The following is a 21,376-nucleotide window of genomic DNA, read 5'->3' on the forward strand; positions in this document are numbered from 1 at the left end:
AAGAGGCGTGTGTGGTGAGGTGGCCGAGAGGCTGAAGGCGCTCCCCTGCTAAGGGAGTATGCGGTCAAAAGCTGCATCCGGGGTTCGAATCCCCGCCTCACCGCCATTTTGCATCCGTAGCTCAGCTGGATAGAGTACTCGGCTACGAACCGAGCGGTCGGAGGTTCGAATCCTCCCGGATGCACCATTTCCCCCCCGAGTCATTAGCAATGACAGTGTGACAGAGAAATAAATTTCTCCGCCAACACCAGGGAGGATAACGTTGCTTAGCAACGGCCCTTAGGGCGAGCAAACGGCGAATCATTTTCCCGAATGCACCATCTTCATCAGTGTTGCGGCATGATGAGTGACATTGATTCAGTAGTAAAAGCAGTAATCCCGATGCATCCGTAGCTCAGCTGGATAGAGTACTCGGCTACGAACCGAGCGGTCGGAGGTTCGAATCCTCCCGGATGCACCATTTTCTTCCCAGTCATCGGCGATGACGGTGTGACAGAGAAAGTTAATTTCTCCGCCAGCACCAGGGAGGATAACGTTGCTTCAGCAACGGCCCTTTAGGGCGAGCCTTCGGCGAGTCATCCTCCCGGATGCACCATCTTCTCCCGATTATCAAATGTTGATAATTGAGACGCGTAGTAAAGTAGTAATCCCGATGCATCCGTAGCTCAGCTGGATAGAGTACTCGGCTACGAACCGAGCGGTCGGAGGTTCGAATCCTCCCGGATGCACCATTTCTTCCCAGTCATCGGCGATGACGGTGTGACAGAGAAAGTTAATTTCTCCGCCAGCACCAGGGAGGATAACGTTGCTTCAGCAACGGCCCTTTAGGGCGAGCCTTCGGCGAGTCATCCTCCCGGATGCACCATCTTCTCCCGATTATCAAATGTTGATAATTGAGACGCGTAGTAAAAGCAGTAATCCCGATGCATCCGTAGCTCAGCTGGATAGAGTACTCGGCTACGAACCGAGCGGTCGGAGGTTCGAATCCTCCCGGATGCACCATTTTCTTCCCAGTCATCAGCGATGACGGTTTGACAGAGAAAGTTAATTTCTCCGCCAGCACCAGGGAGGATAACGTTGCTTCAGCAACGGCCCTTTAGGGCGAGCCTTCGGCGAGTCATCCTCCCGGATGCACCATTTTTCCCCGCACTTTTTAATCCCCTATTAGCACGTTTTCTCCAATTTTTAATACTCCTTTTTCGCAACACCCCCCGGACCACAGACAGCGACAATTTCAGCCATTTACGCTAAAGTAACGCCTCGACATTCAGCGAAGTGAGGGTGAGATGTACGACCGCTATGATGGTTTAATCTTTGATATGGACGGCACAATTCTCGATACGGAACCGACCCACCGTAAAGCCTGGCATGAAACCCTTGGCCGCTATGGTATGAGCTTCGACGAGCAGGCGATGGTTGCCCTGAACGGTGCGCCGAGTTGGAAAATTGCCGCCGCAATTATTGAAAGCCACAATGCCGATCTCGATCCCCACAGTCTTGCGGCCGAAAAAACTGCTGCTGTACGCGCGATACTGCTAGACACCGTGCGCCCGTTGCCGCTGATTGAAGTGGTAAAAGCCTGGCATGGCCGCCGGCCTATGTCAGTCGGTACAGGTAGCGAAAGCGATATCGCAGAGGCCCTGCTTAAACACCTGGGCCTTCGCCACTATTTTTCGGCGGTGGTGGCAGCAGATCATGTTAAACACCATAAGCCTGCACCTGATACCTTCTTACGCTGCGCCGAACTGATGGGCGTAACGCCGCAGAAGTGCGTTGTCTTTGAAGATGCCGATTTTGGCCTTCAGGCCGCGCGCAGTGCGGGAATGGATGCGGTGGACGTGCGCTTACTGTGAGCGACACGCTGTCGCTCCTCTCACTGTTCAGCAGCAGCTTCCTGAGCGCAACTCTGCTGCCGGGCAGCTCGGAAGCGGTGCTCGTGGCGCTTCTGGTCGCCGGTAGCGGTCCGGTATCGGTTCTTGTGATAATAGCAACAATCGGTAATAGCCTTGGCGGTATGACTAACGTTATTCTGGGGCGCTTTTTCCCGCAGCGTATACAATCGCGCTGGCAGGGGAAAGCGACCGACTGGTTGACTCGTTTTGGCCCAGCCACGCTGTTATTGAGCTGGATGCCGCTAATAGGCGATCTGTTGTGCCTTCTGGCCGGGTGGCTACGCCTGAGCTGGGGGCCGGTGATATTCTTTTTATGCCTTGGTAAAGCGCTACGCTACATCGTTGTCGCGGCTGCAACGGTACAAGGCATGGCGTGGTGGCACTAATTGCGTGGGATGAGTCTTCATCACCGGCGAAAACAATTATGCTTATTAAAATAAATTCGACAGGCGGGAGGTCAATTTGATCCCGGACGTATCACAGGCTTTGGCCTGGCTGGAAAAGCACCCTGAAGCAGTAAAAGGCATTTGCCGTGGTCTTGAGCGTGAAACGCTACGCGTGACGCCAAAAGGCGATTTAGCCACCACCGGGCATCCTGAAAGCCTTGGTTCAGCGTTTACTCATAAATGGATTACCACGGACTTCGCCGAAGCCCTCCTGGAATTTATTACCCCGGTTGATGGTGACATTGACCATATGCTCACCTTCCTGCGCGACGTTCATCGCCATACGGCGCGTGAGCTGGGCGAGGAGCGCATGTGGCCGCTGAGTATGCCGTGCTACATCGATGACGGTCAGAACATCGAGCTGGCTCAGTATGGCTCTTCTAACGCGGGCCGCTTTAAAACGCTCTACCGCGAAGGGTTGAAAAACCGCTATGGCGCGCTGATGCAGACCATTTCCGGCGTGCATTACAATTTCTCCCTGCCGATGGCTTTCTGGCAGGCAAAATGTGGCGTGCAGGACGCTGAAAGCGGCAAAGAGGCGATTTCTGCCGGCTACTTCCGCCTGATCCGCAACTATTACCGCTTTGGTTGGGTTATTCCTTACCTGTTCGGTGCTTCTCCGGCTATCTGCTCTTCGTTCCTGCAGGGCAAAGAGAGCGCTTTACCGTTTGAGAAAACCGAATGCGGCATGTATTACCTGCCGTATGCCACCTCGCTGCGTTTGAGCGACCTGGGCTACACCAACAAGTCGCAGAGCAATCTGGGTATTACCTTCAACGATCTAAACACCTATGTTGATGCGCTGAAGCGGGCGATTAAAACGCCGTCGGAAGAGTACGCTAAGATTGGTTTGATGAAGGACGGCAAGCATTTGCAGCTCAACACTAACGTGCTGCAAATTGAAAACGAACTCTATGCGCCGATTCGTCCAAAACGCGTGACGCGTGACGGTGAATCGCCGTCAGATGCGCTGCTGCGCGGCGGCATCGAGTATATCGAAGTGCGTTCGCTGGACATCAACCCGTTCTCGCCGATTGGCGTGGATGAGCAGCAGGTTCGCTTCCTCGATCTGTTTATGATTTGGTGCGTGCTGGCCGATGCGCCGGAGATGAGCAGCGACGAGCTGCTGTGTACCCGCACCAACTGGAACCGTGTGATTCTGGAAGGGCGTAAGCCTGGGCTGACTCTGGGCATTGGCTGTGAAACGGCGCAACATCCGCTGTCAAAAGTGGGTAAAGACCTGTTTGCTGACCTGCGCCGCGTGGCGGAAACGCTCGACGGCATGACCGACAGCCAGGAATACCAGCAGGTTTGCGACCAGCTGGTTGCCAGCTTCGACGATCCGGAATTAACGTATTCAGCGCGTATTTTGCGTTCTATGATTGATAACGGGATTGGCGGCACCGGCCTGGCTCTGGCCGAACAATACCGTCAGCAGTTGGTTCAGGAACCGTTGGAAATTTTAACAGCGGATGCGTTGCAGAAGGAGCATGATGCTTCATGGCAGCGTCAGCGGGATATCGAAGCGGCGGATACAGAGTCGTTTGATAGCTGGCTTGAGAAGAAGGCCTGACAAAAAAGAAAATGGCCACATACTTGTGGCCAAACATTCATCTCTGAATAACAGGGATGATGATAACAAATGCGCGTCTTTCACATACTCAGACTCGCGTGCGTAAAAATAGTTTCAATTATTTTAAAAAAAATCATTTTATCGGAGGTGACCAGATGCCGTTGTTGGATAGCTTCACAGTCGACCATACTCGTATGGGTGCGCCAGCCGTTCGTGTAGCCAAAACTATGCACACGCCACACGGTGACACTATTACGGTGTTTGACCTGCGCTTTTGTGTCCCGAACAAGGAAGTGATGCCGGAAAAAGGGATCCATACTCTGGAGCACCTGTTCGCCGGTTTTATGCGTGACCACCTGAACGGAAACGGTGTTGAGATTATCGACATCTCCCCGATGGGCTGCCGCACAGGGTTCTACATGAGCCTGATCGGTGTACCTGCAGAGCAGCGCGTGGCCGATGCCTGGAAAGCGGCAATGCAGGACGTGCTGAAGGTGAAAGAGCAGAACCAAATTCCTGAGCTGAACGTTTACCAGTGTGGGACGTATCAGATGCACTCTCTGCAGGAAGCGCAAGATATCGCGCGCCACATCATCGAGCATGACGTTAGCGTCAACAGCAACGATGAGCTGGCCCTGCCGAAAGAGAAGCTGCAGGAGCTGCACATCTAGCGGTGTGCCAACTGTAAAAAGGAGCCTTATGGCTCCTTTTTTTACGTCTGCGGTATGCTATCGTCATCTTTTTGCTCGCGAAATAAACTATGTCCACCAGCCTGCAATTCAGCTTTGCCACGCGCCCGCTGGTTCCGTTTGCCCATGACTATACTCATGGCGCAACGGAGCCCTGGCACAGTCATGACTGTGCGCAGCTATTGCATACGCTGAGCGGAGTGGTGCGAGTCGAAACCGAAAAAGGTATCTGGGTTGTTCCACCCGGACGTGGCGTCTGGCTGCCGGCGGGGACTCAGCACCGCCTGCAAATCACCGGCAACGTGGCGGCGCGCACGCTTTTTATCGATCCGTTCGCCCGGGCTGACTTACCCTCGGTGTGCCAGGTTGTGCAGATATCCACTTTACTGCGCGAGCTGATTATCACCTCTCTTCAACTGCCGGAGGCCTACGCCGCTGGCAGCCGGGCGGAGCGTATTTATGAGCTGATCCTCGATGAAATCAGAGTGATCGCCGTGCTGCCGTTCAACCTGCCTGAACCTCAGTCTCCCGGCCTGCTGGCTTTATGCCGACAGATTCAGGCTGAGCCCGGTAAACCGTGGACAAACGCGCTGGCCGCTGAGCGGCTGAACGTCAGTGAACGAACGCTGCTGCGCCATTTTCGCCAGCAAACGGGCCTGGCGTTTAGCGAATGGCTGCGTAGGGCAAGGCTGATGGAAGCCCTCAACCGCCTTGCCCTGGGGCAGTCCGTGCTGCGTGTTGCGCTGGATCTGGGCTATGAGAGCCACAGCGCCTTCAGCGCCATGTTCCGTCGGACGCTCGGCGTTTCACCGAGCGATTACTTTCTCTCTGATTAACCCGCTGGCAGCGCATTTAACAGCGCCTGCAGCGAAGCGCGTGAGACGTCGTTATCAATGCCGGTTCCCCAGCGGCTCATGCCTTGCTTAAAGGTACAGCGGATATAGGCTGCCGATCGGCTTTCGCTGTGTCTGCCTAACGTATGCTCATGATAATCCTCAATAGAAAGCGTCAGAGCAAAGCGAGACTTGATGGCGTCCGCAGCGGCGGAAAGCAAGCCGTTGCCCTTGCCTTGCAGAGTGATAACGCCGTCCTGCGTCTGAACGCGGGCCCACAGCTGGAGCGAGCCGTCGGCCTGGCTCTCCGTCCGGTAGTCCTGTAGCTGACGTGGCGCGGTTTGATGCGGGCCATAAAGCTCGCGGAACAGCTGCCACAGAGCGCTCAGCGTCATCTCGCTTCCTTCTCTGTCGGTCTGCGCCTGCACGTGACGGCTAAAGTCCTGCTGCAGCCCTCGCGGCAATACCAGGCCATGGTTTTGTTCCAGCATCCAGGCGGCACCGCTTTTCCCTGACTGACTGTTGACGCGGATCACTGCCTCATAACTACAGCCGATATCGTTCGGGTCGACCGGAAGATAGGGCATCTCCCACAAAGCTGAACTGGATTCCCCACGTGCGGTAAAACCTTTCTTGATGGCATCCTGATGCGAGCCGGAGAAGGCGGTAAACGCGAGTTTTCCGGCATAGGGATGACGAGGATGTACCGGCAGCTGATTACACTGCTCGACCAGCTCCACCACCTGCTTCATATCGCTGAAGTCCAGCTGCGGTGAGATCCCCTGGCTATAAAGGTTCATCGCCAGCGTGACCAGGCAGACGTTGCCGGTGCGCTCCCCGTTGCCGAACAGGCAGCCTTCAACCCGGTCTGCTCCGGCAAGAATGGCAAGCTCGGCGCTGGCGACGCCGCTGCCGCGATCGTTATGCGGATGCACGCTGATACAGACCGCATCGCGGCGGGAAAAGCGGCGGCAGAAATACTCAATCTGATCGGCATAGACGTTGGGCGTGTTCACCTCCACGGTAGCGGGCAGATTGATAATCATTGGGCGCTCGGGCGAGGGCTCCCAGACGTCTGCCACCGCCTCACAGATTTGCAGGGCAAACTCCGGTTCGGTAAAGCAAAAGGTTTCCGGGGAATATTCATATCGCCAGCGCGTCTGTGGATTTGCCTCGCACAGCGCTCGCACCTGGCGAGTGGCGGTCACCGCCAGCTGAATAATCTCTTCTTTACTCTGACGGAACACCAGCTTTCGGAACAGCGGCGCCGTGGCGTTGTAAAGGTGCACAGTCGCGCTGTGGGCACCTTCAAGCGAAGCAAAGGTACGCTCAATAAGGTCGCTGCGCGCCTGGGTCAGCACCTGGATGGTTACGTCTTCGGGAATACGATTTTCTTCAATCAGTTGACGCACAAACTGAAAGTCGGTTTCTGAGGCGGAAGGGAAGGCGACCTCTATCTCTTTAAAACCGCACTTCAGCAGCAAATCCCAGAAGCGCAGCTTGCGGGCTGCGTCCATCGGTTCGGCCAGGGCCTGGTTGCCATCGCGCAGGTCGGTGGAAAGCCAGCGGGGAGCCTGCGTCAGGGTTTTGTCCGGCCACTGGCGGTCTGCTAATTGAATCGGCGCGTGGGCGAGGTATTTTTGCGATGGGTTGGTCAGCATCAGGATCCTCCAGGTCGTGTGGTCTGTTTATCCTGGAGAAGAACGACGTTTGATACTGGCGCAAAGCTGACAACCTGTATGGCGAAACCGCCAGGTTCGGGCAAAGAAAAAGGAGCCCGAAGGCTCCTTTATAAAGTGCACTAGTGCGCGCCACCGCCTCCGCCGCCCGCCCCGAAAGGCGGCCTGGCAAACCACACCAGACCAAGCAGCAGAATAAATACCCCTGCCGAGAACCAGAAAATCTCGTTGGCGGAGATGATCAGCCCCTGGTTGGTTATCTGCTGGGCGATGTAGCCGGAAGCCTGCTGCTGCGTCATACCTAAGCCCTGAAGCTGGTTGTAGGTTTCAACCGAGTTCGGGTTAAACGGCGTGATCGACTCCGTCAGCTGCGCATGGTGCAGCGACTCGCGGTTCGTCCACAGCGTGGTCGTTATCGAGGTGCCAATCGAACCCGCCAATGTACGGGTAAAGTTCGACAGGCTCGACGCCGCGGCAAGACGCTCCGGCGGCAGCCCAGAGAGGGTAATTGTGGTCAGCGGCATGAAGAAGCACGCTACCGCAAAGCCCTGAATAAACTGCGGCCATGCCGACGCGGCAAAGTCCATCCCCGGTTCAAAGGTATACGCACGCCAGTAGAAGCACACCGCATACATAATGAAGCTGAAGGTGACCAGGCGACGCATGTCGAGCTTATGCGCGAAGCGGCCGATAATCGGCGACAGCAGCACCGGGATTATCCCTACCGGCGCGGACGCAAGCCCGGCCCAGGTCGCGGTATAGCCGTACACTTCCTGCAAGAGCTGCGGCAAGAGCACAATCGCGCCGAAATAGAGCATGTAGGCGAGACTGATACACAGGCAGCCGATGGTAAAGTTTCTCGACTTAAACAGCGACAGGTCGACTATCGGGTTGTCGTCAGTGAGTTCCCACACAATCAGGAAGCTGATAGTGACCACCGCCACGACCGTCAGCACGATGATTTCCGTCGAGTTGAACCAGTCCAGCTCTTTACCGCGGTCGAGCATGATCTGCAGGCTACCAATCCCCAATACCAGCAACGCCAGCCCAATGCCGTCAATGCGGCGCTGCTCGGTGCGGGTTTCGCGGCCTCGCAGGGCCTGCAGGCCCATCAGTACCACGACAATGCCGATCGGCACGTTGATGAAGAAGATCCAGCCCCAGTGGTAGTTATCGCTGATATAGCCGCCCAGAATTGGGCCGCAAATCGGCGCGACGATAACCGTCATTGACCACAGCGCCAGCGCAATGCTGCGTTTGGCGGGAGGATAGTTGCTCAGCAACAGGCTCTGCGACAGCGGGATCAGCGGCCCGGCAACAATCCCCTGAATCACGCGGAAGAAGATAAGCATCGTCAGGCTGTTCGACATGCCGCACGCCCAGGAGGCAATAGCGAACAGCACGGTCGACCACAGGAACAGCTTCACTTCACCGAAGCGTTTTGCCAGCCAGCCGGTTATCGGGATTGAAATGGCGTTGGCCACCCCAAATGAGGTGATAACCCACGTGCCCTGGCTCAGGGATGAGCCCAGGTTACCGGCAATGGTCGGGATAGCCACGTTAGCGATGGTGGAGTCCAGCACCTGCATAAAGGTCGCCAGCGACAGGGCGATGGTCATAATGACCAGTTGGGCCCCTTCTAGCGGTTTTTGTTGTGCCATACGCCCTCCGCTCTATTAACCCGCATTGGCCTGAATAATCTGGTCAATAAGCTGGTTAGCTGGCGCCAGATTCAGCTCACGCGCGTTACTTTCGTACGCTGGCGTGCTGCGGGTCTGGGATGACAGCACGCTCCCGTCGCGGTTGCTGGTATCGACGTTCACCAGCGTGGACAGACCGATGCGCAGCGGATGCTGTTCAATCTGTTTGGCGTCGAGTTCGATACGAACCGGCAGGCGTTGAACCACTTTGATCCAGTTCCCGGTGGCGTTCTGCGCTGGCAGCAGCGAGAAGGCGCTGCCGGTGCCCATATCCAGGCCGACAACTTTACCGGTGTACTTCACTTCGTCGCCGTAGATATCACTGATGACGGTGGCAGGCTGGCCGATGCGCATATGTGCCAGCTGGGTTTCTTTAAAGTTAGCGTCCACCCACAATCCGCTGGCCGGCACGATGGCCATCAGCGGCGTGGACGGGCTGATTTGGGCGCCAACCTGCACGGCCCGGCGAGAAACATAGCCGGTCATTGGGCTGACGATTTTAGTCCGCTGCAGCGCCATCCAGCTGTTGCGAACTTCGGTGGCCGCCTGCTGAACGGCAGGCTGTTCTTCCAGCTTAGTGCCGAGGATCATCGCCTGGTTAGCATTGTATTGCTGAACGGCAACGTCCAGCTGAGCCTGAGCGCTGGTCACCGCATCACGGGCGTGCTGCAATTCTTCGCGGCCAATCAGGTTGGCGCTGCCCAGCGGAATACGGCGGTTCAGGTCGGTTTGTGCCTGAGCCAGCGCGGTTTTCTGCAGTTCGATGTTCGCCTGATACTGCTTGCTGTTGATCATCAACTGGCGAGTCTGGCGCACGCTTGAGGCCAGCTGAGTTTTTGCTTTCTCAAACGCCTGCTCGGCATCGGCACCGTCGAGGCTGACCAGTACATCACCCTGTTTTACAAAATCGGTATTGTCTGCCCAGACTTTGGTCACGCTACCGGAGACCTGGGCCATGATCTGCACCTGATTTCCTGCGACATAAGCATCATCGGTCTCTTCAAAGTGACGCAGCACCAAAAACCAATAGATTCCATATGCCACAGCAATAATGACAAAGAGCAAGGTCAACAAGATCAGGGCACTCTTACGTTTGCCTTTCTTGTTAGCCGGTTGCTGCGGGGCTTGAGTCTCCGCATTTGCGCTCATGCTAATCTCCACCTGTTTATTATTATTTCCGGTCAGCTGAGCCGACCTGTTAGACCTGACAGGCCAGCAAGGAGATTGCTGGCCTGAGAGTAGTTGTGACATCGGATTGTAGTCGGACGTGCAGACGGTGACAGCTTAGCTCAGCGCTTCAAGGATCACTTTGTCCTCTTCCATCTGGTCGAGGCGGTTGAGCAGCTTACGGGTGATCATTTCCAGCTGCTCTTTTTCGCCGGCGTCGAGCGCGGACCACAGCTGATGCAGGCAGTTATGCTGCGGCGGCAGCACCTGGCGCAGGAATTCGTGACCTTTTTCGGTCAAATGCAGATGCAGGCAGCGGCGATCGTTATCGCTTTCACGGCGTTCGATCCAGCCGCGTTTTTCCAGCTCATCGGCGATACGGGTCGCGTTGGTGCGGGATGAACCCAGCGCGCAGCTAAGCTCAGAAGGCTGAATGCTGTGATTTTCCTGGGACTCAAGGGTAATGAGTGCCATGAATAAGGTCTCGTTGATCCCTTGCGCCTTCAGCATCTTATTGCGGTTTTCCAGCAGTTTACCCTGCATGTGCATACAAAGACGCGTCAACAGAACCTCCTGGTACGGGAACTCCTGATAACGTTTGGCGCGGAACTTCAGCATTTGTTCTATGGGCGTGAACGAACTATCCATTTTGGCATAACCTCATTAGTTTCAGCCGATATAGTAACGATGGTGACAAATAAAGTAAATGCATTATTTATACGTTTATATGCGCTTGTATACGTTTATATACGTTTGGTTGTTGCCACCATCGGCGTAAACCACGCTAAGCCATAGCCCAGAGCGCTAAGCAGCGTGGGGGAAGAAAATGGGTTTCGAGTAGGGTAACGACGTTTAACGGCATCGAAGCCGGAGGCTGATGCCTTGAGGACAGGAGAAATGGCGATGGAAAAGCTGCTTTTCAGTCTGACGAACAGTTTCGCCCTGTGGCGATTGTCGGCTGAAACAGTTGCGGGTCTATCCATATACGGTGTTAATAAATAACCTGCGTTAATGTCACTCGAATTAGTAAACGGGGACAACCTTAACAGACTGTCCCCGTCATTACATCTTCAATTTCCCTTACGGGCAGTGGCGATATCGAGCTAATCGGCCTGCCGCTGGTATCCGCGCCACCACACTACCAAATTTAGTAGGGCGACGCTGGCGCCGGCGATACACACGCCATTCCAGCCCGCATGTTGGTAAGCACTCGCTGAAATCAAAGAGCCCGCCGCGCCGCCGATGAAATAGCTGGTCATGTAGCCGGCGGTCAGTCGGTTACGCGCTTCCGGCATCATGCGGTAAATCAGACTCTGGTTGGTGATGTGAACGCCCTGCACGGTCAGGTCCAGCACCAAAATACCAATAATCAACGCGATGGCCGAGAACTGACCGAAGGCGATCGCGACCCACGAGAGCAGCAGCAGCAGCAGGCCAATGGTGGTGGTGTGGTGTCCTTTGCCCTTATCGACCAACCCGCCAGCTGGGCGAGCACCGAGCGCGCCTGCGGCGCCAGCCAGACCGAACAGGCCGATAACGCCTTCGGAATAGTTAAACGGCGGCGAGGCCAGCAGGAACGCCATTGAGGTCCAGAGAATACTGAAGTTGGCGAAGGTCAGGCAGCCCAGCAGGGCGCGGGTGCGCAGCAGGCTATTTTTGATAAACAGACTGAAGATAGAGCTCAGCAGCTGCGGATAGTTGAGGTGGCTGTCCTGCTTCACCTGCGGCAATCCGCGCCACAGGGCGAGCGCCATCAGCGCCATCAGCACGCTGGCAACCCAGTAAACGGTGCGCCAGCCGCCAAGGCTTGCCAGCAAACCGGCCACGGTACGCGCCAGCAGGATCCCAAGCAGCAGCCCGCTCATAATCGTCCCGACAACTTTTCCGCGTTTTTCCGGTGCCGCGAGCGTGGCGGCAAACGGCACGAGAATTTGTGCCACCACGGAGAAAAGTCCGGTCAGCGCGGTGCCCAGAATCATCATCCACAGGGACTGGCTGGTGGCGGTGATCAGCATCCCGCCTGCCGCCAGCAGCGTCATAAAGACGATAAGCCCACGACGCTCAAACATGTCGCCAAGCGGAACCAGCAGCAACAGCCCGGCCGCATAGCCAAGCTGTGCCGTTGTGACGATGAAACCTGCCTGGTTTACCGAGAGTGAGAAGGCGTTTGCGATGGTATCGAGCAGCGGCTGCGCATAGTAGTTGCTGGCCACCGCGAGGCCGGTCGCGACGGACATCAGGCCGATCAGCGCCGGGCTGAGTCCGTGAGTATTGTTTTTCATTATTATCTTCAACTTGCCAAAGAGAGGTCTGAATAATAGCGAAAAATTATGTCAGCAGTAGGGAAGGTGGGTGTCGGATCGTGCGGTTATTGACCCTCACCCCAGCCCTCTCCCTGGAAGGGAGAGGGAGAAATAAAGGGAGGTGAGGGGAGATTTATTTCGCTGCCAGCGCCTCTTTCACCCAGCCGTCAAACTGCGCCTGGTGCGCTTTGATCCAACCGTCCACGTGGCCGTTAACATCGGCTTCGGAAGACTTGCCGTTATGCATCATCGCGTTCTGAGCATTAATGTCCGCCAGCGGCAGCTTCATGAGGGCAAACAGCTTCGCGGCCTGCGGGTTCTTCTCGGCCCATGCCTTGTTGGCGACAATGTGCATGGTGCTCACCGGGAAGCCGTAGTTCGCGCCGTTAGGCAGTTTGGTATCGATATCTTTCTGCACGCCCGGCAGGGAAGAGAACGGCACCTGCAGCCAGACCACGTCTTTACCTGGCTTCAGCACATCGCTTACCCAATAGGGGGTCCAGGTGTAGTACAGAACCGGCTTGCCTTCTTTAAAGCGAGCGATAGTGTCGGCCATCATTGCCGAGTAGTTGCCGTGGTTGACGGTAACGGTGTTCGCCAGCTTGTAGGCTTCATTCTGGTGATTAATCACCGCCTCACAGCCCCAGCCAGGCGTACAGCCCATCATGTCGGCTTTGCCGTCGCCGTTGCTGTCGAACAGTTTGGCGATTTTCGGGTCTTTTAGCTGCTCAATATTGGTGATGTGGTACTGGTCAGCGGTTTTCTTGTCGATGAGGTAACCCTGAGCCGCGCCGGTCACGAAGGTGCCTTCGCGGTAGAATTTCTTGTCACCGCCTGCGGCGGCGTACATATCATCATGCAGCGACCGCCAGTTAACGGCGGTAAAGGTGGCGTCGCCGGCGGCGATAGAGGTGTAGCCGACGTTATAGTCCACTTCACTTGGCTTATTCACGGTGTAGCCCATTTTTTCCAGCGCGCGGCTCACCAGCAGCGTCTGGAAGCTCTCCTCAGAGATGGTGCTCTGTATCGGCTGAACGGTGATGCCTTTGCCCGGCAAGTCTGCCGCAAAAGCGCTGGTGGAAACGAGTGTCGCAAGAGCTGTGGCTAAAATAGCGTTGTGTCGCATCGTTATTCCTTTTTAATGGTGATGGGGCGAGGGGCGACCCGAGGCCGCCGCCAGGCTTATTTAATGAAGGGACGAGTCAGGAGACCCAGCGGGCCGGTGGTGTACCAGCGGCGGTTGCCACGGGAGCGGGAGTCGCGCCCTATAGACTGGGTCAGGCGGTCGAGAATAATGGCAAGGATAACAATCCCCACGCCACCGACCGTTGCCAGGCCCATATCGAGACGGCCAATACCGCGCAGAACCATTTGACCCAGGCCGCCAACGGCGATCATCGAGGCGATAACCACCATCGACAGCGCCAGCATCAGCGTCTGGTTAACCCCGGCCATAATGGTCGGCATTGCCAGCGGGAGCTGGACTTTGAACAGCATCTGGCGCGGGCTGGCGCCGAACGAACGGGTGGCCTCGACCAAATCTGCCGGCACCTGCTTAATCCCGAGGATAGTCAGGCGCACAATCGGCGGCAGGGCGAAGATAATCGTCACCACCACGCCCGGCACGTTACCGATGCCGAACAGCATCACGATAGGCACCAGGTAAACGAACGCCGGGGTGGTCTGCATCGCATCCAGCAGCGGGCGAATAATCTTCGCCGCCCGTTCGCTACGCGCCAGCCAGATCCCAAGCGGCAGGCCGATGACCATACAGAACAGCAGGGCGGTAAGCACCAGCGCCAGGGTAACCATCGCCTGAGACCACGCGCCAATCGCGCCAATGGCAATCAGGGAAATCAGCGTCGCGACGCCCATCCCGAGGCTGGACATCTGCCAGGCGATCAGCGCGAAGACGATAATCGCCACCGGCGCAGGCATACCTAACAGCAGCTGCTGGAAGCCGCTAAGAATGTAATCCACCGGCACGCGAATGCCCTGGAACACAGGGCGGAAGTGGGTCACCACCCAGTCGATCCCCTGCGTCACCCAACTGTCGAGCGGGATCAGCGTTTTGTGGAACGGATCGAGAATATTAAAATGCTCTGGTGCCGCTGCCGGTGCGGAGTTCAGCCAGTCGGCACCCCCGCTGGTGGCTGCATCCGACGCCGGAGCGCCCCATGCGTCTGCAGAGCTTGCGGCCTGATTGGTTGCGGCGTCGGTCGCCGCGCTGCCGTTATCCCATGGATTAGTTGCGTCACTCATTGATTTGCCCCCTCACGATCTAATGCCTGAAGCAGCACCCCTTTTGAGATGATGCCCACGTACTGCCCCTCTTCACTGACTACCGGCACCGCGCACGGGGCCTGGCCGACATGAGAGAGCAGATCGCTCAGTGAGGTTTCGGCGGAAACCGCCTCCGGGGAAGCCAGGTACGCATTGTCCAGACCCTCGCCCGCAGCCAGTGCCGCTTTCAGCGAATCGGTAGAGACGATACCGAGGAATTTCTGCCCACGTTCAATGACATAGCCATATTCGCGGTCATCATCCTGCAGCAGCTTAAGCGCCGAGCGTGGCCCAAAGCCTGTGGTTTTACGCAGCAGGCCAGCCGGGCTACGGCGGGCAATATCTTTGGCGCTAAAGACCTGGCTGATGTCCACGCCGCGGAAGAAGGTGCGCACATAGTCGTTAGCCGGATTATTCAGAATTTCATCCGGTGTGCCGACCTGCACCACTTCACCGCCCTGCATAATGGCAATGCGGTCGCCAATGCGCATGGCTTCATCGAGATCGTGGGAAATAAAAACGATAGTGCGCTGGTGTTTCGCCTGCAGCTTAATTAATTCGTCCTGCATTTCAGTTCGAATTAGCGGATCGAGTGCCGAAAAGGCTTCATCCATCAGTAATATATCGGGATTAATAGCCAGCGCGCGGGCTAAACCAACACGCTGGCGCATGCCGCCGGAAAGCTCATCGGGATACGCGTTCGCGTAATTCTCCAGCCCGACCTGACGCAGGGCATCCAGCGCTTTTTCCTGGCGTTCTTTGACCGGCATTCCGGCGAGTTCCATGCCGAATGCGGTATTATTTAATACCGTCATATGTGGCATCAGAGCAAATGACTGGAAGACCATTGAGATCTTATTTTTGCGCACCTCACGGAGTTCAGATTCCGATATTTTGGCAATGTCGATGCCGTCAATCAGTACCTGTCCGCGGGTGGGTTCAATCAGGCGATTGAGAAGGCGAACCATGGTGGATTTCCCTGAACCGGATAACCCCATGATGACAAAAATCTCGCCTTCTTCAATGGCCAGACTGGCGTCTTTTACGCCAAGCGACAGACCCGTTTTTTCCAGTAATTCACTCTTGGAAATGCCTTTCTCTATGTATTTGAATGCGCGCTGTGGATGTTCGCCAAATACCTTATATAAATTCTTCACTTCTAATTTAATTGCCATGCAATATACGGCTTCCTGTATTTGATTTATTTATAGATGTTTCCTGGTGGAAATATTGACCTGTATATACCCTAACATACTAAGAATCTGAGGCAACCCTCGGTTTTGTGATATGAAAATATCTATCCCTTGAATATGGGAGAAATTTCCCATGAACGCTGGGCTGAGCGTGGATTAATGTGGTGAGATATTTTTTGTCAATGTGGGGAATATTCAGCCTGAATGGGATGCATTCAGGCTGAAATGACGGGAATATTACGGTTTTGATATTAAGTTTATAACGGCGGTTTTATTTCGATTTAGCAGCCATTTTGCCTTGTCCTGGAAGGTATTATTTTCCCGCCAGGCATGTGCGGCAGTGACAATATTTTCCAGCGCTTCATCAGGTTTGAACGGCTCCATATTGGGGTAGGGCCACGGAGTCTGGCTATCGACAAACCCGGCGATATACAGGTAGCCATTTTGCAGGCTGTGCTCGCCGCTTTTCGCCTGCCAGACGTTGACCCCAACCTTTTCACCCAACAGCCCTAACGGGTTCCAGGCATCCAGAATAAAGTTGCTGTAATGCCAGGAACGCGTGCGCTCAATTTCCGTCACCGGCACGCCTTTGGCGTCAAACTGAACCGGAATGCGCTGAGTGGCAGAAATCAAACGCTGTTTTGCCGCGTCTTTATCCCCCAGCCACAGGGCAATCGCGGCGGCCTGAACGTCATACCAGGTGCCGTGGTTATTTTCAGCGGCGGCCTCTTTCCTGCCGTTTTCGCTGGTGGTCAGCCACTGATAATAATCGCGATACCATTGCCTGAGCCCGTTCCAGGTTTTTTCGTCCAGCTGGCCGCCGTCGTGCAGCAGTTCAATGGCGTCGATCAGCCGCACAAAGCCACGCCCGTCGAGAATGCCGGTACCGCGCACGCCTTTTCGCCCCGGAATGCTCTGGGCGTTAGCGAGATTCGGCGTCATCCGGGTTTCCGGCGTGATAAACCAGTTCACCAGCTGCTGGCGGGCTTTTGCCGCATACGCCGCGTTGCCGGAAAGCTGCCAGGCCAGCGCCAGATTCCAGACGTCGTTGGTCATGCCGTTTAGCCGGGCTTTGTCGCTTTGCTTGCCGACTGCAGCAGGGTTTATCTGGCCATCTTTTCGCACCCACGGCAGGCCGGCGGGGGCTTTTGGGTCAGGCCACCAGTAGTCCGAAAAGCTGTAATATTCATGAGGATCGCCCGCCGGAGATCCGGGGCTTTTTTGGGTGATGCTGTAGAGCGGATGAATAAGCGCCTGGTCGGCTTTATGTTTGAGGGCTTGCCAGGCGGGCATCAGAACCGGGTTTTGCTGGCTGATTTCTTGCTTACTGTGCGCCAGCTGTGCCATATCCAGCAGCAGCGGCGCGCTAAAGGCTAACGGTGCGCTGCCGCAAAGCAGCGCGAAAAGAGAACAACGAAATAACGACATAGGCCACCTCGCAAAAATGCTCAGCGGCCAGACTACTAGAAATCCCAGTCCTCGTCCTCGGTTTCCACCGCTTTGCCCATCACGTAAGAAGAGCCCGAGCCGGAGAAGAAATCATGGTTCTCATCGGCATTCGGCGACAGCGCGGCGAGGATGGCCGGGTTAACTTCCGCCATTTCAGCCGGGAACAGCGCCTGGTAACCCAGGTTCATCAGCGCCTTGTTGGCGTTGTAGCTCAGAAATGCTTTCACCTCGTCTTCCCAGCCCAGCTCGCGGTAGAGCGTTTCGCTGTACGCCAGCTCGTTATCGTAGAGATCCATCAGCAAATCGAGGGCAAAATTTTGCAGCTCGGTCTGGCGTTCCACACTCTGCTGGGCCAGCGCTTTCTGGTACTTATAGCCGATGTAATAGCCGTGTACCGCCTCGTCGCGAATGATGAGCCGGATGAGATCGGCAGTATTAGTCAGCTTGCCACGGCTGGAGTAATACATCGGCAGCCAGAAGCCGGAGTAAAACAGGAAGGATTCGAGGAACACGCTGGCAATCTTCTTTTTCAGCGGATCGTTGTCCCGGTAATGGCCCAGAATAATCGCGGCTTTACGCTGCAGGGCGTCGTTTTGCTCGCTCCAGTCGTAGGCGGCGTCCACGTCTTTGGTCTGGCAGAGCGTGGAAAATATCGAACTGTAGGAGCGGGCGTGCACCGCTTCCATAAAGCTGATATTCGACATTACCGCCTCTTCGTGTGGGGTCAGTGAATCGGCCATTAGCGCGGGGGCGCCTACGGTATTCTGAATCGTGTCCAGCAGCGTCAGCCCGGTAAACACACGGATAACGAGCTGCTGCTCCTGGTCGCTGAGCGATTGCCAGGCAGGAATGTCGTTAGAGAGCGGCACCTTCTCCGGCAGCCAGAAGTTGCTGGTCAGGCGGTTCCAGACCTCGAGGTCTTTCTCGTCTTCGATTTTGTTCCAGTTGATGGCGCTTACGCGCGTCAGTTGCGTCATTTTCTTTCCTTGTACTTTCGCATGGTGCTTCGCGTTATAGCGCGCAGGACACGCAGCCCTGCACCTCGGTGCCTTCCAGCGCCAGCTGACGCAGACGAATGTAATAGAGCGTCTTAATGCCTTTCTTCCAGGCATAAATTTGCGCTTTATTAATGTCGCGGGTGGTGGCGGTATCGCGGAAGAACAGCGTCAGCGAAAGCCCCTGGTCAACGTGTCGGGTGGCCTCAGCGTAGGTGTCGATGATTTTTTCCGGGCCGATGTCGTAGGCGTCCTGATAAAACTCAAGATTGTCGTTGGTCATAAACGGCGCGGGGTAGTACACGCGTCCGGTTTTGCCCTCTTTACGGATCTCAATCCTGGACACAATCGGGTGAATGCTCGAGGTTGCGTGGTTGATATAAGAGATAGATCCCGTCGGCGGGATAGCCTGCAGGTTCTGGTTGTACAGGCCGTATTCGCGCACGTCGTCGCAGAGCTGCTGCCATTGCTCACGCCCCGGAATGGCGATGCCCGCCTGGGCAAATAACGCACGGACTTTCTCCGTTTTCGGCTCCCACACCTGCTCCAGGTACTGGCGGAAGTATTCGCCGCAGGCATAGCGCGATTGTTCAAAGCCTGCAAAACGCTGGTTCCGCTCACGGGCTAATGCGTTGGAAGCACGAAGCGCGTGCCAGGTGATGGTGTAAAAATAGATATTGGTGAAATCCAGCCCTTCAGGAGAGCCATAGGCGATGCCTTCGCGCGCCAGATAGCCGTGGAGGTTCATTTGCCCCAGGCCAATGGCATGGGAGGCGGCGTTACCCACCTCAACCGACGGCACCGAGCGAATGTGGCTCATGTCCGACACCGCCGTCAGGCCGCGAATGGCCGTGTCTATCGTGCGGCCAAAATCCGGTGAGTCCATGGTATGGGCGATGTTCAGCGAGCCGAGGTTGCAGGAGATATCTTTGCCAATCTGCGCGTAATCGAGGTTTTCGTCATAGGTCGAGGCGCTGTTCACCTGCAAAATTTCCGAGCACAGGTTGCTCATGTTGATACGCCCGGCAATTGGGTTCGCCCGGTTGACCGTGTCCTCAAACATGATGTACGGGTAGCCTGACTCAAACTGGATCTCCGCCAGCGTCTGGAAGAAATCACGGGCGTTAATCCAGCTTTTACGGATGCGGTCGTCGTCCACCATTTGCTGATAAAGATCGTTGACGCTGATGTCGCCAAACGGCTTGCCGTAGATTCGCTCTACGTCATAAGGCGAAAACAGCGCCATCTGCTGATTGGTTTTGGCGAGCTGGAAGGTGATATCCGGGATCGTGACGCCAAGCGACAGCGTTTTAATGCGGATCTTTTCGTCGGCGTTTTCCCGCTTGGTGTCCAGGAAGCGCAGAATATCCGGGTGGTGAGCGTTGAGGTAAACCGCGCCTGCGCCCTGGCGAGCGCCAAGCTGATTGGCGTAGGAAAACGCGTCTTCCAGCATTTTCATTACCGGGATCACGCCTGATGACTGGTTTTCAATGCGTTTGATGGGCGCACCAGATTCACGCAGGTTGGAGAGCAGGAACGCTACGCCGCCGCCGCGCTTGGAAAGCTGAAGCGCAGAGTTAACCGCGCGGCCAATCGACTCCATATTGTCTTCGATGCGCAGCAGGAAACAGGAAACCAGCTCTCCCCGCTGCTTCTTACCGCAGTTGAGGAAGGTCGGCGTGGCGGGCTGAAAACGGCCGCTTAGCATCTCGTCCATCAGGCGTGCGGCGAGTGGCTCGTCCCCCTGAGCGAGAGTCAGCGCTACCATGCAAACGCGATCCGGAAAATGTTCCAGATACTGTTTCCCGTCCCAGGTCTTCAGGGTGTAGCTGGTGTAGTACTTCCACGCGCCTAAAAAGGTCTGAAACTGGAAGCCGCTGCCGTGGGCGCGGTCAAACAGCTCAAGGACGAACTGGCGGGAGTAGCGGGTCAGCACGGCTTCGTCGTAATACTGCTCGGTAACCAGGTAATCCAGCTTTGCCTGCAGGTTGGGGAAGCTGACGGTGCGCGGCAACACATGCTGCTCGAAGAAGCTGGCTACGGCCTGTTTGTCTTTATCAAACTGGATATTTCCCTCTTTGTCATAGAGGTTGAGCATGGCGTTGAGCGCGTGGTAGTCCACGCTCTCCGTCGCTAAACGGACTGCTTCTGTCGTTGCCAAAATTCGCTTACTCCCTTACGCACGTTGTCGATGTCTTGCGGGGTGCCCAATAGCTCAAAACGGTAGAGGTAGGGCACCTGGCATTTTTGTGAAATGACGTCCCCGGCCCGGCAAAACCCTTCGCCAAAGCTGCGGTTGCCGCTGGCAATCACGCCGCGGATCAGCGCGCGATTGTTCGGGTTGTTCAGAAAGCGGATCACCTGAGGCGGTACCGCTCCGGCAATGCCGCCGCCGCCGTAGCTGGGCACGATTAAAATGTAGGGTTCCGTCACTTCCAGGCGCGCTTTTACCTCCAGGGGGATGCGCAAGGCGGGCAACCCAAGGCGTTCGATAAAACGCAGGGTGTTTTCCGACTCGCTGGAGAAGTAGACGAGGGTGCTCATACGCTGGCGGCAACGCAGAGGCGATTGATCATATCCGGGCGAAAACCGCTCCAGCTTTCCGCTTCGGTGACCACCACCGGCAGCTGGCGAAATCCTTTGGCTCGCAGGTCATCTGCCGCTTCCGGATTGAGGTCGAGATTGATCATCTCGAAGGCAAAACCGCGGCTCTCCATTGCCCGTTTTGTGGCATGGCACTGAACACAATCATCTTTAGTGTAAATAGTAATGCGCATGATTCGTATTTCCCTTTAGAATAATGGAACGCCGCAGTTTGCTGCCCGACGGGTGGTGTGTTCTTACTGAGAGAAATACTAGATGTTGATTTAATAATTTGCAACCACGCAACATATAGCGTTTTTGATGGGTTTCGTAGGGGGTTGAAAAGTGTAGGGGAAGGGGGAAGATTCTTCGGCATAAAGGGTCTCTGTCTATGAAAAAGTGGTTAAGGTTCCGTTCACCCGTGATCCTGTTTCCCCATTCGTTCCCGACGATCGCTCTCTTTCGCAGCTCCCGGCAGGTCAACCCCGCCTGAGTTGGGTCATGGCCGGGGGCGATGAGAGCCGGGAAGCAATTCCACCCTCACCCCGGCCCTCTCCCAGAGGGAGAGGGGGAAAACAGCCAACGTGGAAC

At 55.9% G+C, this 21,376-nt stretch carries 18 protein-coding genes and 5 tRNA genes; 10 read left to right on the top strand and 13 right to left on the bottom strand.

The window, feature by feature from the left end; all coding sequences use genetic code 11:
- Positions 1 to 13 precede the first annotated feature (13 nt).
- From HX778_RS02275 to HX778_RS02320, 10 genes are all read left to right on the top strand, one after another.
- A tRNA-Ser gene (locus HX778_RS02275) sits at positions 14 to 106 on the top strand.
- A gap of 4 nt (positions 107 to 110) precedes the next feature.
- Positions 111 to 187: transfer RNA gene (locus HX778_RS02280), tRNA-Arg, on the top strand.
- 196 nt (positions 188 to 383) lie between these two features.
- Positions 384 to 460 (top strand) — tRNA-Arg (locus HX778_RS02285).
- A 194-nt stretch (positions 461 to 654) separates the two neighbouring features.
- Positions 655 to 731 (top strand) — tRNA-Arg (locus HX778_RS02290).
- 194 nt (positions 732 to 925) lie between these two features.
- Positions 926 to 1,002 (top strand) — tRNA-Arg (locus tag HX778_RS02295).
- 284 nt (positions 1,003 to 1,286) lie between these two features.
- Positions 1,287 to 1,853, top strand: coding sequence for a fructose-1-phosphate/6-phosphogluconate phosphatase (gene yqaB, locus HX778_RS02300; RefSeq protein ID WP_038479534.1), 567 nt, complete (start codon positions 1,287 to 1,289; stop codon positions 1,851 to 1,853).
- On the top strand, positions 1,850 to 2,278 hold the full coding sequence (locus tag HX778_RS02305; protein WP_038479537.1) for a YqaA family protein: 429 nt from the start codon (positions 1,850 to 1,852) through the stop codon (positions 2,276 to 2,278). Before yqaB ends, HX778_RS02305 begins: the two co-directional genes overlap by 4 nt.
- A 76-nt stretch (positions 2,279 to 2,354) precedes the next feature.
- Positions 2,355 to 3,911 carry a glutamate--cysteine ligase gene (gshA, locus tag HX778_RS02310; protein ID WP_038479540.1) on the top strand — a complete coding sequence of 519 codons (1,557 nt, stop codon included), beginning with the start codon at positions 2,355 to 2,357 and terminating at the stop codon, positions 3,909 to 3,911.
- Between the two features lie 155 nt (positions 3,912 to 4,066).
- A complete protein-coding gene (gene luxS, locus HX778_RS02315; protein ID WP_038483231.1) occupies positions 4,067 to 4,582 on the top strand; it encodes an S-ribosylhomocysteine lyase in 516 nt (171 codons plus the stop codon).
- A gap of 89 nt (positions 4,583 to 4,671) precedes the next feature.
- Entirely contained in the window at positions 4,672 to 5,436 is a 765-nt protein-coding gene (locus HX778_RS02320; RefSeq protein WP_176981196.1) for a helix-turn-helix domain-containing protein, read from the top strand.
- On the opposite strand, the gene leuA is transcribed toward HX778_RS02320, so the two are convergent.
- The 13 genes from leuA to nrdH form a co-directional block, all read right to left on the bottom strand.
- Positions 5,433 to 7,094, bottom strand: coding sequence for a 2-isopropylmalate synthase (gene leuA / locus HX778_RS02325; RefSeq protein ID WP_176981197.1), 1,662 nt, complete (start codon positions 7,092 to 7,094; stop codon positions 5,433 to 5,435). The genes HX778_RS02320 and leuA overlap by 4 nt on opposite strands.
- Positions 7,095 to 7,234: 140 nt before the next feature.
- A complete protein-coding gene (gene emrB, locus HX778_RS02330; RefSeq protein WP_038479549.1) occupies positions 7,235 to 8,773 on the bottom strand; it encodes a multidrug efflux MFS transporter permease subunit EmrB in 1,539 nt (512 codons plus the stop codon).
- 15 nt (positions 8,774 to 8,788) lie between these two features.
- A complete protein-coding gene (gene emrA, locus HX778_RS02335) occupies positions 8,789 to 9,961 on the bottom strand; it encodes a multidrug efflux MFS transporter periplasmic adaptor subunit EmrA (RefSeq protein WP_038479552.1) in 1,173 nt (390 codons plus the stop codon).
- Positions 9,962 to 10,096: 135 nt separating this feature from the next.
- Positions 10,097 to 10,627: a transcriptional repressor MprA gene (mprA, locus tag HX778_RS02340; protein ID WP_038479555.1), complete on the bottom strand. Its 531-nt coding sequence runs from the start codon at positions 10,625 to 10,627 to the stop codon at positions 10,097 to 10,099.
- Between the two features lie 455 nt (positions 10,628 to 11,082).
- Positions 11,083 to 12,261, bottom strand: coding sequence for an MFS transporter (locus tag HX778_RS02345; RefSeq protein ID WP_176981198.1), 1,179 nt, complete (start codon positions 12,259 to 12,261; stop codon positions 11,083 to 11,085).
- Between the two features lie 154 nt (positions 12,262 to 12,415).
- Entirely contained in the window at positions 12,416 to 13,408 is a 993-nt protein-coding gene (proX, locus tag HX778_RS02350) for a glycine betaine/L-proline ABC transporter substrate-binding protein ProX (protein ID WP_038479562.1), read from the bottom strand.
- 56 nt (positions 13,409 to 13,464) lie between these two features.
- Complete coding sequence (gene proW / locus HX778_RS02355; RefSeq protein WP_176981199.1) at positions 13,465 to 14,544, bottom strand: glycine betaine/L-proline ABC transporter permease ProW; 1,080 nt, start codon at positions 14,542 to 14,544, stop codon at positions 13,465 to 13,467.
- Positions 14,541 to 15,740 (bottom strand): glycine betaine/L-proline ABC transporter ATP-binding protein ProV, encoded by a 1,200-nt coding sequence (gene proV / locus HX778_RS02360; protein ID WP_176981200.1) that lies wholly within the window; start codon positions 15,738 to 15,740, stop codon positions 14,541 to 14,543. The genes proW and proV overlap by 4 nt, the downstream gene beginning before the upstream one ends.
- Positions 15,741 to 15,995: 255 nt before the next feature.
- Complete coding sequence (locus HX778_RS02365; RefSeq protein WP_176981201.1) at positions 15,996 to 17,186, bottom strand: alginate lyase family protein; 1,191 nt, start codon at positions 17,184 to 17,186, stop codon at positions 15,996 to 15,998.
- 35 nt (positions 17,187 to 17,221) lie between these two features.
- Complete coding sequence (nrdF, locus tag HX778_RS02370) at positions 17,222 to 18,319, bottom strand: class 1b ribonucleoside-diphosphate reductase subunit beta (protein ID WP_255483317.1); 1,098 nt, start codon at positions 18,317 to 18,319, stop codon at positions 17,222 to 17,224.
- The gene (nrdE, locus tag HX778_RS02375) at positions 18,219 to 20,363 is read right to left on the bottom strand and encodes a class 1b ribonucleoside-diphosphate reductase subunit alpha (RefSeq protein WP_038479577.1); all 2,145 of its coding nucleotides are present in this window, start codon (positions 20,361 to 20,363) and stop codon (positions 18,219 to 18,221) included. Before nrdE ends, nrdF begins: the two co-directional genes overlap by 101 nt.
- Positions 20,336 to 20,746 carry a class Ib ribonucleoside-diphosphate reductase assembly flavoprotein NrdI gene (gene nrdI / locus HX778_RS02380; RefSeq protein ID WP_008458227.1) on the bottom strand — a complete coding sequence of 137 codons (411 nt, stop codon included), beginning with the start codon at positions 20,744 to 20,746 and terminating at the stop codon, positions 20,336 to 20,338. Before nrdI ends, nrdE begins: the two co-directional genes overlap by 28 nt.
- Positions 20,743 to 20,979, bottom strand: coding sequence for a glutaredoxin-like protein NrdH (gene nrdH / locus HX778_RS02385; protein ID WP_038479580.1), 237 nt, complete (start codon positions 20,977 to 20,979; stop codon positions 20,743 to 20,745). The genes nrdI and nrdH overlap by 4 nt, the downstream gene beginning before the upstream one ends.
- Positions 20,980 to 21,376 lie beyond the last annotated feature (397 nt).

This window comes from Cedecea sp. P7760, assembly GCF_013386425.1.
Lineage (GTDB): Bacteria > Pseudomonadota > Gammaproteobacteria > Enterobacterales > Enterobacteriaceae > Cedecea > Cedecea selenatireducens.